10 protein-coding genes and 1 pseudogene are annotated in these 14,338 nt (G+C 57.5%); 7 read left to right on the top strand and 4 right to left on the bottom strand.

The genetic code is table 11. The features are described from left to right. Positions 1-24: 24 nt before the first annotated feature. The gene (locus BI327_RS35465) at positions 25-810 is read right to left on the bottom strand and encodes an SDR family oxidoreductase (RefSeq protein WP_076866001.1); all 786 of its coding nucleotides are present in this window, start codon (positions 808-810) and stop codon (positions 25-27) included. 419 nt (positions 811-1,229) lie between these two features. Here BI327_RS35465 and BI327_RS35455 point away from each other — a divergent pair, with 419 nt between their 5' ends. After that, positions 1,230-2,012, top strand: coding sequence for an alpha/beta fold hydrolase (locus tag BI327_RS35455; RefSeq protein WP_076865999.1), 783 nt, complete (start codon positions 1,230-1,232; stop codon positions 2,010-2,012). 244 nt (positions 2,013-2,256) lie between these two features. Here the strand turns inward: BI327_RS35455 and irrA are convergent, their stop codons facing one another. Further along, complete coding sequence (gene irrA / locus BI327_RS35450) at positions 2,257-2,751, bottom strand: iron response transcriptional regulator IrrA (protein ID WP_076866117.1); 495 nt, start codon at positions 2,749-2,751, stop codon at positions 2,257-2,259. A gap of 151 nt (positions 2,752-2,902) precedes the next feature. Further along, positions 2,903-3,943 (bottom strand): aromatic ring-hydroxylating dioxygenase subunit alpha, encoded by a 1,041-nt coding sequence (locus tag BI327_RS35445; protein ID WP_076865998.1) that lies wholly within the window; start codon positions 3,941-3,943, stop codon positions 2,903-2,905. Positions 3,944-4,063: 120 nt separating this feature from the next. Here BI327_RS35445 and BI327_RS35440 point away from each other — a divergent pair, with 120 nt between their 5' ends. The 5 genes and pseudogenes from BI327_RS35440 to BI327_RS35420 all read left to right on the top strand — a co-directional run. Continuing rightward, positions 4,064-4,987, top strand: a complete 924-nt coding sequence (locus BI327_RS35440) for a LysR family transcriptional regulator (RefSeq protein ID WP_076865997.1) — start codon at positions 4,064-4,066, stop codon at positions 4,985-4,987. A 322-nt stretch (positions 4,988-5,309) separates the two neighbouring features. Next, positions 5,310-6,263, top strand: coding sequence for an aspartate dehydrogenase (locus BI327_RS35435; protein WP_245335029.1), 954 nt, complete (start codon positions 5,310-5,312; stop codon positions 6,261-6,263). A gap of 495 nt (positions 6,264-6,758) precedes the next feature. Continuing rightward, on the top strand, positions 6,759-7,739 hold the full coding sequence (gene gcvA / locus BI327_RS35430; protein ID WP_076865996.1) for a transcriptional regulator GcvA: 981 nt from the start codon (positions 6,759-6,761) through the stop codon (positions 7,737-7,739). Between the two features lie 786 nt (positions 7,740-8,525). Continuing rightward, on the top strand, positions 8,526-9,956 hold the full coding sequence (locus tag BI327_RS35425; protein WP_076865995.1) for an aldehyde dehydrogenase family protein: 1,431 nt from the start codon (positions 8,526-8,528) through the stop codon (positions 9,954-9,956). A 143-nt stretch (positions 9,957-10,099) separates the two neighbouring features. Further along, positions 10,100-10,588, top strand: a pseudogene (locus tag BI327_RS35420) (MarR family winged helix-turn-helix transcriptional regulator); the annotation flags it as partial. Between the two features lie 285 nt (positions 10,589-10,873). Here BI327_RS35420 and BI327_RS35415 read toward each other — a convergent pair. Then, entirely contained in the window at positions 10,874-12,565 is a 1,692-nt protein-coding gene (locus BI327_RS35415) for a methyl-accepting chemotaxis protein (RefSeq protein WP_076865993.1), read from the bottom strand. A gap of 237 nt (positions 12,566-12,802) precedes the next feature. Between BI327_RS35415 and BI327_RS35410 the strand changes: the two genes are divergently transcribed. Next, positions 12,803-14,338 carry an NAD-dependent succinate-semialdehyde dehydrogenase gene (locus BI327_RS35410; protein ID WP_245335028.1) on the top strand — a complete coding sequence of 512 codons (1,536 nt, stop codon included), beginning with the start codon at positions 12,803-12,805 and terminating at the stop codon, positions 14,336-14,338.

Raw genomic sequence — 14,338 nt, 5'->3', positions numbered from 1 at the left:
GGTTCTCCTGATTGATGTGGCCGCCTAAACCGTTGGGATCAGACCACCATCGACGCGAATGACGCTTCCAGTGATGTATGAGGCTCTGGCGCTCGCAAGAAATGCCACCGCGTCGGCGTATTCCCGCGGCAGGCCGTACCGATGCATCGGAATTGACTTCCGGCTCTCGTCCTCGACTTCGGCCGCCGTCTTGTTCTCGCGCTGCGCTCGTGATTCATCAAGATGCCGTATGCGGTCAGTGCCAATGCGCCCGGGGACCGTAACGTTCACCGTGACCCCGAACGGCGCCACCTCCCGCGCAAGCGTCTTTGACCAGGTCACGAGGCTCGATCGCAGGCTGTTGGATAGGATCAAACCAGGAATCGGCGCAATCACTCCGGACGAACTGCTCGTGATGATCCTCCCCCAGCCGCGTGACTGCATGCCAGGAAGCACAGCGTCGGCCAGACGAATGACCGAAAGCACCATCGCGCTGAAACTATCGCTCCAGAGCGAGCCGGACACCCCCACCGCGGCGGTCGGAGGAGGTCCTCCAGTGTTGTTGACCAAGATATCGATCTGCCCCAAACTATCCTGGACTTGGCTGACGACCAACTCGAGCTGATTAAGCTCCTTTAAGTCGCAGTAGAAGGCCTTAGCCTTCGCTCCCCGATCGCTGATGGATTTTGCGACCCTTTGGGCAGCTTCGAAATTGATATCTGCTACCGCGATAGATACCCCTTCTTCGCTCAGAACTTCGGCGATTGCACTACCGAGACCGCCGCCGGCGGCCATTACCAAGGCAACTTTTCCTTTGAGGCGAAGATCCATGGCTTGCCTATCGTAAAGTTTTGAAGCGCCAAGAAAGCGCTACGAGGAAAGAACGCCGGGACGCGATGGTCCCGGCGAGTTAAGAGAGAGAGAACGCTAACAAAGTCACGGGTATCGAGCTGCTCGCCTGTCCACAAACGAATATTTTAGCCGATGCCGATGCCTTAAACTCATGCGTTCGAGCGTCGCTCCGAATATCGTCCGGGCGATTGCCTGCACTCAGCGTCGCCTGAAGTACTCCCTCGTCATTTGCGCCCTCGAAGCGAAGTCCACGAATCGGCTCGAGGGTGCCGCGAGCAACTACATCCGCTGCGAGCAGCTTGGGACGTATGAATCTGACTCATGCAAGGGCAACATTTTGGACCTTTGAAGGATGAAAGCGTCATCCTAGGATTCGCTGGGAACTCAGGAGATGGTCCATGCCGTACATGAACTCAGGTAAGAGCAAGCTGTATTACGAAGAGTACGGGGACGGTCCTCCCCTAATCCTGGCGCACGGCGTCGGCGGAAACCATGCCAGCTGGTTCAAGCAGATCCCAACGTTCTCCAAGCACTACCGAACGATCGTGTTCGACCAGCGCTCATTCGGCAATTCCGACGACATCGAAGGGGTCGGCAGGAGCGGCTTCCAAGATGACCTTCTTCGACTGCTCGACGAACTGAAGATTGACAAGGCCATTTTGATCGGTCAGTCGCTCGGAGGCGGTGCTGTGGCGGCCTTTTCCTGCCGCTTTCCAGAGCGGGTCGCGGCTTTGGTCATTGCCGATTCGCTCGTAGGAGCCATGTTGCCGCCTCCATTGGATCAGGAGTTGGCGGAGGTCTACAAGAAGGCTGCGAGTCTGACGCAGGTCGAACGGGTCTTGGGGCCAATCATCCGAGAGAACGACCCGGAGAGCACGCTTCTCTATCTTCAGATAGCAAGCTTCAATAACGTTACATTCAAGACTGTTAAAGGCGAGTGGGCGCCCTGGACGCCCGCTGAATTGGCAACAACACGCCTGCCGATCTTGATCCTGGTTGGCAGGGACGAGATCCTCTTCACGCCGCGATTGATGCATGCGCTGCACAAACTGATCCCAAACTCCGAATACTGTGAAGTTCCGGCCGCTGGCCACTCAGCCTATTTCGAGAATGCGCCGGAGTTCAATCGATCGGTCCTCGACTATCTCGACCGTGTTTTGAAGGGTAACGCCGCGGCCTGACCGCGATGGCCGCCGGTATACGTATCGGCGGCCATGCCGTACCGTGGGCTCATTGCAGACGTCACCTAAAAAAGTCGACCTTGCAAAGAAGCTTGACTCTATGGTGATGCGCGCTTTGCTTGGAACTGGTCGATTGTGGCCCACGCCTTCCCGTATCGTGAGTCCCGCGTGCCGATGCGGCGGCCCAGGTGACCGTACCTTCAGGCAAGACCATGCGCTCGCCTTGGCCAAGCGGCAGCAAGCATCAGCGCCGCTTGCGCAAGCGCACGACCATGTCGATGCGGGAGATCTCGTAGCCTTCTGGCACCTCCGGCATCTTCGATAGTTCCAAATTTACGTCAGGAATGTCCATCAACTCGTACTTGTTCTCAAGGTAGAAGTGATGATGCTCGGTGACGTTGGTATCGAAATAGGTCTTGGTGCCATCAACGCTGACCTGGCGCAGGAGGCCGGCACCGGTCAGCTGGTTAAGCGTATTGTAGACAGTCGCGAGCGACAGCGGAATCTTGGCCAACAGCGCTTCCTCGTAAAGCATCTCTGCAGTCAAGTGGCGAGGGCCCTTGCCGAATAGCAACCAGCCCAATGCCATGCGCTGACGTGTCGGGCGCAAGCCTGCTGATTTTAGCATTTCGTTGACATCGTGCCAGGGGCATCCGGTCAAAGACGGCAACCGACCATTGCGCAGGGCTACAAGGGAGGCATCATCACCGGGGCTGGTTGCCCTATCATCCAATTCCACGTCCACCACCAGATAGCTACTTTGTACTTATCAGCTTTAGCTCTTTGCACACGGCGAAGGGCCGACAATTAGCTATTCGATACTCGAACGAGACATCGCCTCGCACTTCCTCAAATGCTTTGCCGGCCCTCCTGTGTGACCCGACGGATGTTTACTCCGCCGCGTTGGATGCCATTCGGCTCTCCTCCTCGATCCTACGATTCAGGTAACGGTTCATCTGGACGCGAGCGACATCGCTCGGAATGTCGACGAGGCGCGACTGATCATAGCCATCGAGGCGAATCTGTTGTTGCTCAATCATATCGGCATCCTCCCGGAACACCTGGAATGCCAACTTTCGCGTTGCCTCTGCGCCTCCATATCCGCCAGACATCGCGAAGAAATAGTGGCAGGTCTTGTCAGTTTCCGGAGTTATCGTGTGAACAATGCGGTTGGATTCGCCGCCCTCGCGAACGCCCTTGTCGTACTCACCCGCGTTAACCGCGCCGCTCCATTGCACAATACACGATGGTGCGACGAACTCGAACTCGGACCAACGATCCACAAACCCTTGAAAGTTGTGCCGTTGTTTGGAAGCGTTCGATGGCGTCGCGTTCCGCATCAGCCTTAGAAACTTTACGCCTGTCTTTGTAGGATTGATATCCATCGATGCGTTCGCACTGTCGTCTGCCGAACTACCGATACTGTTCTTATGCAAGAATGAAAGATGCGACAGATCCATCAGATTCTCGAGGAGGTAGATATAACTCGCCTTGATATGAATCATTCCGTGGACGCGGGGCGCCTTGATCGGATCGTCGGGCGGACAGTCGATGATTTGGCTTGGATCCGCTATCGTAGGCTCGCCCATCCAGATCCAGACGAAAGCGTCCTTTTCAAAGACCGGATAGGACCGCACGCGTGTGCGCTGACGCAGGCGCTCAGGGATCTCCCCCTTGTTACCCGGGATATGGACGCACGCGCCAGCCCCATCGAACTCCAGGCCGTGGTAGCCGCAAACGATGCCACGCTCGCCTTGCCATCCCAGTGAGAGCGGCGCCCCTCTATGACAGCATCGATCTTCCAGTGCTGCACAGACACCATTGCGATCCCGAAACAAGACGATCGGCTCGTTCAGAAGCGTTCTCGCCAACGGCTTGTCGGTAACCTCCTCGATGCTGGCAGCAACATACCAAGCATTGCGTAGAAACATAGAACTCCCCTGATGACTTTGGTGGTTGTTTGAAGAAAGAATAATAACAAAACGATATGCAAGAACAATGCTATTTCTCTATATGAAGTTATCCTAATCCGGCATAAGAGGTGATTGGTCATGGATTTTCGTCAGTTGCGCCTTTTCGTCGAAATTGCTCGAACAGGCAGTCTTAATCAGGCAGCGCGCAATCTGCACATTTCTCAGCCGGCTGTGTCGCGCCATATGCAAGCGCTTGAGCAAGACATTGGCGTGCAACTCTTCGAACGCCGCAAGACTGGCATGCTTCTGACGAAGGAAGGGCAGCGGCTCGTGAGCATTGCCGAAGATATGCTTAAAAGAGCTGACTCATTGCGACAGCAGATCGCAACAGGCGACGGAACCGTCGCAGGAGACATTACCATCGGCGCAGCGCCCCCTGTGGGCTACTCGTTCTTTGGACCCGTTGCACAACGGGCGGCGGAAGAACATCCGAGAATCAACCTTCATTTTACCGAAGGTCATGCGTACGACTTGCTCGCCGGTCTTGAGAAGCACGAAATCGATATTTCACTAATGATCGATCCTGATCCGCAGAAGGCGTTGGAATTGATACCGCTCTATTCAGAACCCGCCTATTTGCTGGGACCGCCGAACGATCCAGCTTTCAAGCGAAAAGCGATCGCTCTATCCGAGCTTAAGCACTTCCCACTCGTACTTTATCCAAGGCTAACGGCCCCGCGAAAGGCAATCGACAAAGCCGTCCTCCGCACCCGCTCGACCCTCAACATTCGGTATGAATCGAACCATCCGCCGACCATGGTGGATTTCGTTCGTCGACGATTGGCCTATGCAATTGTACCAGCCACGCTTCTTGGAGAGAAGAGCAGCTTCTCACGCATGGCTATCCAAAATTTTGAGTTCGTCCGATCGCTAGTTTACCTGCGCTCTCATCCGCGTACTCCGGAGTTTATGATCGCCTTGGACATGTTGAAGTCGGAGACAAAGCTCCACGTCTCACGGAAACGACACGAAGGTCTACGACTTATGCTCCGCTCGTCGTGATGGCCAACCGAGGCGCCCGGTCAGCAAGGTGACGCGTCTCTCATGGACGCTTTGCAAGTATGATGCAGTCGCACTGCTAGGCTCTTCGTGCGCCTGCCCACTGCCGCTTCATCGCCGCCCTCGGCACCAGCTTATTTTCTACGGCTATGGAGAGGCAAACCACTGACGGCCGCTCTCCGCTCACGCCTTCGCTCCAAATACCTTATGTTTTGCATCTTTTGACCCGACGATAGCTGGACGCCCTACTCCGTGGTCCAATCGCAGATGCCGAGATCTTCTGTCATTAGGATCGAAGCGCGTACTGAAAAATTCTCATTTCGGCATGACTTTAATGTTGGTGATCCGGCGCGGTCTGCGTGCCAAGAAGTCGGTGGTCACTTTCAACCTGTTTGCCGGAGATCAGTCATTGACCGCCACGGATATTGCCCACAAGCGCCAACCGCATGAAGTATCGTCCCGACCGAATGCTGAGCTGAATGTCGCTATCGCGGGTCTCGGAGCGATCGGAAAGGTCTTGGCGCGCAGACTCATCGCAGGCATACCAGGACTTCGTCTGAGTGCAATTGCCTCGCGAAGACCGCAGGACGCTGAGGCGTTCCTGCAAATGACGGGCTCGGCAAGTGGCGTTTCGGTTGTCGGTCTCGGAGAGCTCCCCAACGTCGCTGACGTGATTGTCGAGTGTCTTCCCGCAAGCGTATTCGACGATGTCGCGCAACCCGTATTGCGCGCAGGCCGCACATTGGTCGTAATCAGCGTAGGAGCGCTCATTGAGCGACCTGAGCTATCGAATTTGGCTAAGGCTCATGGCGGGCGTATCGTCGTGCCGACCGGCGCCCTGCTCGGCCTCGACGCAGTTCAGGCTGCAGCCCAAGGCGAGATCTTCTCCGTTCGAATGGTGACGCGGAAGCCTCCGAAGGGCTTGGCGGGAGCGCCATACCTCGTTGAAAACGGCATCAGCGTTGAAGGGCTTACCAAGCCACTGAAGGTCTACGAGGGTGCCGCGCGACAAGCTGTCATCGGCTTCCCGGCGAATGTCAACGTCGTTGGCGCATTAAGCCTTGCGGGCATCGGGCCCGACCGCACCGTCATCGAAATATGGGCTGATCCCGGCGCCGCACGCAATCAACATACAATTACCGTTGACAGCGACAGTGCCTCGTTCTCGATGGAGATTCAGAATATTCCGTCTGAGAATCCAAAGACCGGCAAGATCACCGCACTCAGCATACTGGCCGCTCTTCAAAAACTCACGGCTCCTGTCAGCATCGGCACGTAGCCCACCTGAACGTGATTTTGGTCCGTTGGGAACCATTTAAATCCGCGGGAACAGATGAATTGCGCCGCGGATCCGAGGCTCAGCATGGTGCTGTCTAGGGCGCGGAATGTAGGTTCATGCCATTGGCAAGAGCCGGCAGTCGCGTGCCTCCTCAACTCACTCCAAGCATGGCGCTCATGATTCGCGACCGAAGTTCCGCGTTTGGTGAGAGGCTGCACTTAACGACGGCTCTGACAGCAACTCGCAGAGCCTCCTCTTGCGTCGTCCTCGGTGGCTTTCGCAAAGCTGAGGGATGAACGATAGCCTTTCGGCATCGCTACACCAGGGTTCGATCCCAACCAGGGCTGCAATAGAGGCGAACGGTCGGGATTCCGCGGCTCGCTGACCATCCTGCTACCCACCGCACGGCTCCCCAAGCACCTATTGGCGCGATTGCAGGCAACTCGAAAATCGAACATAATTCGGCTTGTCATTCAACACGATAGCTGAAGGTCCATGAGCTCATCTTCGTATCGCGCGCGACAGTTGCCGCCGCTGACGTCCTTGCGGGCCTTCGAGGTGGCGGCTCGCCATATGTCACTTACCGTGGCTGCATCTGAGCTGAATGTCACTCAGAGCGCAATCAGCAGGCAAATCAGAAATCTCGAAGATTTTCTGGACGTTGAATTGTTCAAACGTCTCCCCCGCTCGCTCGAACTTACTGTTGAAGGGGCGCGGCTTGCTGCTCAGATGCACGAAGCCTTCGAGCTCCTCTATCAAGCAACTGAATCAATGCAGCATCAAAGTCGACCGACGACATTGACGATCAATGTGCTTCCAACGTTTGCCATGAAGTGGCTGATTCCGCGCCTCCTTCACTTTACAGCTGACAATCCGAACATCGAAGTGCGGATGATCAATTCTATTCGGCCCGTCGACTTTGGGACTGAAGAAACTGACATCGCGATCCGGGTGGCGCCATCGTCAAAGTACCAGCATCAGGAGAAATCGCCGATCGACCTCGTCATGACCCAAGATTGGTCGGGCGTACGCTCGATCCCCTTTATTCCTGACACCTTGGTCGCAGTTTGCTCGCCGACGCTGCTCAAGAAGGGCCCGCCGCTGGATACGCCGGCGGATCTGCGCCATTACAAGCTGCTGCATGTTGCTACACGAGAGAAATCTTGGCGATATTTTCTTCAGTCTTGCGGGCTCAACCCTTCGGAATTCGGCAATTTTGCGACTTACGGCCATTTCTTTATGACGATTCAAGCAGCAATAGAGGGAAACGGAGTCGCATTGGTGCCGAGCATCTTCATTGAAAGCGAACTGAAATCGGGCCTGCTGGTGCCGCTGTTTGGCAGCGCCGGCTTCGAAGCAGGTGCCTACTATTTTCTTTCTCGAACAAGCTTGTGGGAAACATCGAAAATCGTGAAATTCCGGGAGTGGCTAATTCAGGAAGCAGGAGCCAAATCGGAAGTTGGTTCGACGTCCTAGATCCGCGAAGCACATGCTAGCGCAAACAAGACGCCAGCTAAACTAGTGCTGGCGATTTGTCGGTCGGGCTCGATTGCGACTGCCGGGCGTCCCCACGACTGCTCACGACCACGGGCTTGCTGAGATGGTCAAGGATGCTATCGCTTTGCCTCGGCCGCGCGAAAACGCCTGTCGAACGCCACAACGATACGGGATTGATCTGTATCAAGACAATCGTCGGAGCCCGCGATCATCTACTCAATGCTTTGTCAAAATGTGAGAGGTCTCAAATGTCCTTCCATACAAATTCATGGCGAACGCTCGTCGTCGCCGTCATATTTGTGCCAACAACGACATCCGCACAAGGCGTGGCGCCCTCGACCACTCGTTCCCAAGCCACGCAGGCTCATGATGTTCGCCAAATTCCGCCATCGGCTCACGGGGGCAGGCTCGGCATCGTCCTGAGGCAGGACCTGTTCGACCGCAACAACCTGAACAACCTTCGCTCGGATTACCCGGCTCCCCCCGCTCAACCCGGCCAGTTCTGATTATTATCTCTTGGAGGTGATGGCACTTGGTCAGAAGGGTCCCCTTATGACCGGGCGGTGCAGCAGCGCCAGTGTGTCCCAAGCCCGATCATACAGCGCCGCTTTGGGAACGGGACGGGGCCAGAGGACCGTTGCTAGTCAGCGCTGTGCGATTTACTCATGCGTCGCGGTGTTAAAACTCGTTTGCGGCTAATCCGATTGTTTCGTATGCGCCATTAGCTCGCCTGAGCGGCGGACCGAACCGGAGGAGACGCAAAACATGAAGCTCGATCCGTTCATTGGCGGGACCAGTGTTGCGCCATCTTCCGGGCGATATCTCGCGAAACTCGACCCTCGCTCAGGCAAGCAAATCGCCGAAGTCGCAGATGGCAACTCAGCAGACGTCGACGCAGCCGTCGAGGCTGCCCAACAGGCATTTGTAGAGTGGCGCGATCGTCGTCCGATTGAGCGCGGGCGATTGCTGCTGAAGGTAGCTGAAAAGATCCGCGAACACATCAAGCATTTGGCGGCTCTGGAATCCTCCGAAACGGGAAAGCTTCTTTGGCAGTCGCCTTTCGAGATCGAGACGGCGGCACAATACTTCGAATTCTACGGGGGCTTGGTGAACGCAGGCCACGGCGAAGTCATCGATATTGGTCCCAACTATCACTCCTATACGCGGCGTGAACCGTTCGGCGTGGTCGGCGTCATACTGCCCTGGAATTCTCCACTCAATCAAGGTGGGCGGGCGATCGCTCCAGCGCTTGCGGCGGGCAACACGGTTGTCGCCAAGCCGTCGGAAGAGACTTCGGCATCGCTCCTTGAGCTTGCCCGGATTGCGGTCCAGGAATGCGGGATGCCGGCAGGCGTATTGAACGTTGTCCTTGGCACGGGGGCGGAGACTGGGGTTGCTTTGGTGAAACATCCCAAAGTCCGCAAAGTCGCATTCACCGGAAGCGTTCGTGCTGGACGTGAAATAGGTCAGATCGCCGCCGAGCGCATCATTCCATTAACGCTGGAGCTCGGCGGAAAATCACCCAACATCGTGTTCGAGGACGCGGACCTCGATGCTGCTGTTCCTGGGTCCGCGCGTGCCTTCACGCTAAACGCCGGTCAAGTGTGTCTGGCAGGTACAAGGTGCCTCGTTCAGGAAAGCATTCACGACGTTTTCGTGGAGCAACTCGCTAAGGCGGTCGCAAAAATCAAAGTCGGTCCGGCGGAGGACGCAGTGATGGGCCCGATCACTACACGTGCCCAGTTCGACAAGGTTGTCGGGTATTTCGATGTGGCTCGTAAAGAAGGCGCGCGACAGATATTAGGCGGCTCGGCGCTTAGCAGCGAAGAGGGACATGGAGGCTGGTTCGTCAATCCTACCATATACGCCGGGGTCACGAACGACATGCGAATCGCTCGGGAAGAGATTTTTGGTCCAGTTCTCGCGGTCATTCCATTCAAGGACGAGGCTGATGCAATTCGAATCGCCAATGACAGCGAATTTGGCCTAGCGGCCGGCATCTGGACTCAGAATCTCGGACGCGCGCTCCGCGTCTCCGCGAAGCTCGAGGCAGGGCAGATCTACGTAAACGAGTACCAAGCGGGAGGCGTCGAGACCCCTATCGGCGGGTACAAGCAAAGCGGATACGGCCGCGAAAAAGGTCTCGAAGCGCTGCATCACTATACGCAGCTCAAATGCGTAACTATCAGGATTTGAGGAAGGTTGCAGCTGGCAGCCGACATGTGCGGCACAATCGAAGTAGCGAACCCGAATAGCTGGAACAACTCAGACAAGATCTGCAGCCTTCCCACGCGACCGAATGTCTTCAGGTCTTCGAACATCTCGCGAGCGGAATCCCGTTGTCCCCCGCCACCAAGAGCCGGTTGAAGCCTGCAGTCCTACCCAAGGGCACAACGACCCTCGACCTCGATTGCTATGTCTCGGCCCTGGTTACCTTCATCGCCAACAAACTGCACAGGACCACGACCGCAGTCTATCAGCGAGAGTTTGGTGTCACCGCCATAGAATGGCGCATCATCGCATTGCTCGCGATCGAGCCTGGCATTCCAGCCTCGCGGATTTGCCACGTCATAGGCGTCAACAAGGGGGCCATGGGCCGGACGATCGGGGCGATGGAGAGGCGCAGGCTGATCGCGATCAGCGCGGACCCGAACGACGGGCGCAGGCACAGGCCCTCGCTGACGGCCAAGGGCCGTCTTGCCTATCACAAGGTGATTGTCTCCGCGCATGAACGCGCACGGCGTCTCCTCTCATCCCTGTCGGTGTGTGAGCAGAAGGCACTGATCGATCTGTTGCAGCGTCCGCACGAACATCTGAGCGCGTCAACCGACGGCCCCAACATGCGCGGTACTGACATTGCACAATCGCGAAACAGCCTTTCGCGAAACAGCCTTGCCGAGCACAAGCCAGGTGCGCTCGACGCCGCTCTCCCGCCCGGGCCGCGCAAGAGCGCCAATTCGTCCACCAGCGCTCAAGTTGAGGAAAACTCCTAAACTACTTGCTTCCGCCGCAAGACTTCAGACCGGTTCTTGGCAGAACTATAGGCCTGATCTCCCGCACCGGACGGTCTGATTGCCATAGCTTCGCCAACGCGAGCTTTCCGCTGATCCCAGCTAGGCCGTGCGGACGTTGGTGAGAAACTCGTTGACCTCGGCCTTCAGCCGGCTCGAATCTTTCGACAGCAACTGCGCCGCCGACTGCACCTGCGATGAGGCAGTGCCCGTCTCGGCCGCGCTGCGCCGCACGTCGCTGATGCTCGACGAGACCTCCTGGGTGCCTAATGCCGCCCGTTGCACATTGCGGGCAATTTCCTGGGTTACCGCACCCTGCTCTTCCACGGCAGCCGCGATCGCTGATGAGACCTCGGACAACCGCTTGATCGTCGCGGAGATCTCATTGATCGCGCGTACCGAGTCACCGGTCGACTGCTGAATGCCGGCGATCTGCTCGCCGATTTCGCCGGTCGCCTTCGCGGTCTGCTCGGCAAGCGCCTTCACCTCAGATGCGACCACAGCGAAGCCGCGGCCGGCGTCGCCGGCGCGTGCCGCCTCGATGGTCGCGTTCAGCGCCAAAAGGTTAGTCTGGCCGGCGATGCTGTTGATCAGTTCGACCACGTCCCCGATGCGGGTCGCCGCCTTGGAGAGTTCGCCGACCCGATCCGTTGTGGCACGCGCCTGCCCGACGGCATCGCCGGCCATCCGGGCGGATTCCTGCACCTGCCGGCTGATTTCGCCGATCGACGAGGCCATCTCCTCGGTCGCAGACGCCATCGACTGAACGTTGGTAAAAGCTTCTTCCGAGGCAGTGGCGACGGTGGTCGCGATTCGTTCCGAACGGTCCGCGGTCAAGGTCAGGATCGAGGCAGATGCTTCGAGTTCGGTCGAGGCCGACGACACAGTCTGGACGATCTCGCCGATCATGGATTCGAATTTGCCGGCGATATTGTCGATGCGGCGGCCACGCTCGATTCTAGCCGCGGCGTCGCGGGCGGCGGCTTCGTCAGCCAGTTTCTTGGCAATCAGAGCCTCCTTGAAGACCTGGAGCACGTCGGCCATGGCGCCTATTTCGGTCTTTTCTCCACGGTGCGGAATCTCAGCAGACAAGTCGCCTTTGCCCAAAGCCTGCATCGGCTCGATGATTGAATTGATGCCGCTGGAAACTGCGCGGACTAGACCGAAGCTGACGGCGCCACCGATCGCGATGGCCGCGCAGAGAATGATCAACACCAGCATGAAAGCGTGGGAATAACTGTCGGCGGCGTGTCTGGCAGCTTCATCACCTCCCTTTGTGGTGAGCTCGATATGCTTGGTCAGGACTTCATCCGACCGCAAACCGATCCTGTTGACTGTATTGACATTCAGCTCTTGCGCTTCATGCGGGATCCTGCCGGCTTCTTTGCGCGACAGGGCCATTACCTCTTCGGTGCCCTTCTTGTACTCGTCCCAGATCCTGACCCATTCGTTGTACCGCGCCCAGGCCTCCGGAGAGGCAAGCATCGGTTCATAATTCTTGCGCGCGATGAGCTGTGCCTCCGCGACCGCGGCGACAGCCTTCTCAACAGCAAGTTTGTCCTGGAGAGTCTCGGCCAACAAGTGTTGACGAATTCCGTTACGATAGGTGATGACGCTCGCCCGGAGATCGCCGAGCATCCGGACGCTGGGCAACCAGTTGTCGCTGATGTCGGCGGTATTAGCATTCATCGCGTGCATCTTCCAAACGGCAACCAGGCCCATGCCGGTCATTGCGACCAGCAGAAACGCTACTACGCTGATGATCTTGGCGCGGATAGAGATCTTGGCGAACATCTCAGATATCTCTTTGGGTTGGTGAGCCCGGCTAAGGCGAGGACAATTGGATTGGTTGCGATCAAGCCAAATAGAGGGAGCAAATTTTCGTCACACCAAAATGAGCGTGGATAGTGAATAAACGTCTACGATAGGCGCGGCTCACGCCTCCCAAAAAGTTGGGAAGGCATGATTAAATGTTCTGCCTTGTCGCAAGCCAGCGTTTCGCAAAGCCGGAGCTTCCCGTGCGATTCACTCATGCGTTTCGGCACAAAAAGTCGCTTGCGGCCGTTGGCTGTCAGAAATATGCGCAATGGCATGACACAGCCCCTCGAAACAACCCTCGCACCTGATGACTGGACTGAGCTGCGCTATGAGCAAGCTTATTGCGCCGGCAATTGGCTGGGCTCGCGGCCAAATGAGCGCATCGACATACAAAATCCCTCTACCGGCGAGGTCATAGGTTCGGTCCCTTGCCTAGGCATCGAGGAAGCGCGGGATGCCATTATCGCCGCGCGAGCGGCCCAGCCGGCTTGGCAGGGTCTGCTCCCGCGGCAACGCGGCGATGTCCTGATGCGCTGGCACGATCTGTTGATGCGCCACCGCCGCCAACTTGCGGCGCTCATGACCAAGGAACAGGGCAAGCCGCTGGCCGATGCGATCGGAGAGATCGAATATGGCGCGAGCTTTATTAGGTGGTTTGCTGAGGAAGCGAGCCGTCTCTATGGTGAGGTCATCCCCAGCCATCTCAGCGCCCGTCGGCTGTTCGTGCAGCGAGAAGCGTTGGGTGTGGTAGGCCTGATTACACCTTGGAACTTCCCCTCCGCGATGCTGGCACGTAAGGCCGCTGCGGCGCTTGCGGCTGGATGCTCCGCTGTCGCCGTTCCATCCGTACTGACGCCGTTTTCGGCTCTCGCGCTTGCCGCACTGGGAGAGAAGGCCGGACTCCCGCCCGGCATCTTCTCGGTCCTGACCGGCAATCCGGCCGTGCTCGGCGGCGAGCTCTGTCGCAATGACGGAGTACGCGGCATTTCCTTTACTGGATCGACCGAGGTGGGACGGTTGCTGATGGCGCAATGCGCGCCGTCCATCAAGCGTCTCTCCCTCGAACTCGGCGGCCATGCACCGTTCATCGTGTTCTCGGATGTCGACGTGGAGAGTGCCGCCAAAGCTGCGGCCGAGGCAAAGTATCAGACCGGTGGGCAAGACTGCCTGGCAGCCAACCGCATCTTTGTCCATCGTAGCATCTATCAGGGTTTTCTGGATGCCTTTGTGCGGGCGGCCAAGTCCATTCGCGTCGGCGACGGGTTCGATCAGGCGACCGATATGGGACCGCTGATCAATCGGCAGACCCTAGCCAAATCCGAAGCGCATGTCGCCGACGCGGTCGGCAAGGGAGCCCGTCTTCTGACAGGAGGACGGCGCTTGCCGCAGGGCGAACTATTCTATGAGCCGACCGTCCTGGCTGACGTCACATCCGAGATGAAGATCATGCACGAGGAAACATTCGGACCGGTGGCCGCGATCACGGCTTTCGACGAGGAAGCAGAGGTTCTGGCCGCGGCCAACAACACCGAATACGGCCTCGTCGCCTACGTTTTCACCAGCGACCTGTCGCGATCACATCGCGTCAGCGATGCGCTGGAATACGGAATGGTGGCTGTAAACACGGTGAAGCTCACTGGAGCGCCAATCCCCTTCGGCGGCATCAAACAGTCTGGCATAGGGCGCGAAGGCTCGCGCTATGGCCTGGATGAATTCACAACCCTCAAATACGTGTGCACGGCGGTCTAG

The organism is Bradyrhizobium mercantei, assembly GCF_001982635.1.
Classification (GTDB): Bacteria; Pseudomonadota; Alphaproteobacteria; order Rhizobiales; family Xanthobacteraceae; genus Bradyrhizobium; species Bradyrhizobium mercantei.
This window is presented reverse-complemented; position numbering and strand designations above follow the sequence as displayed.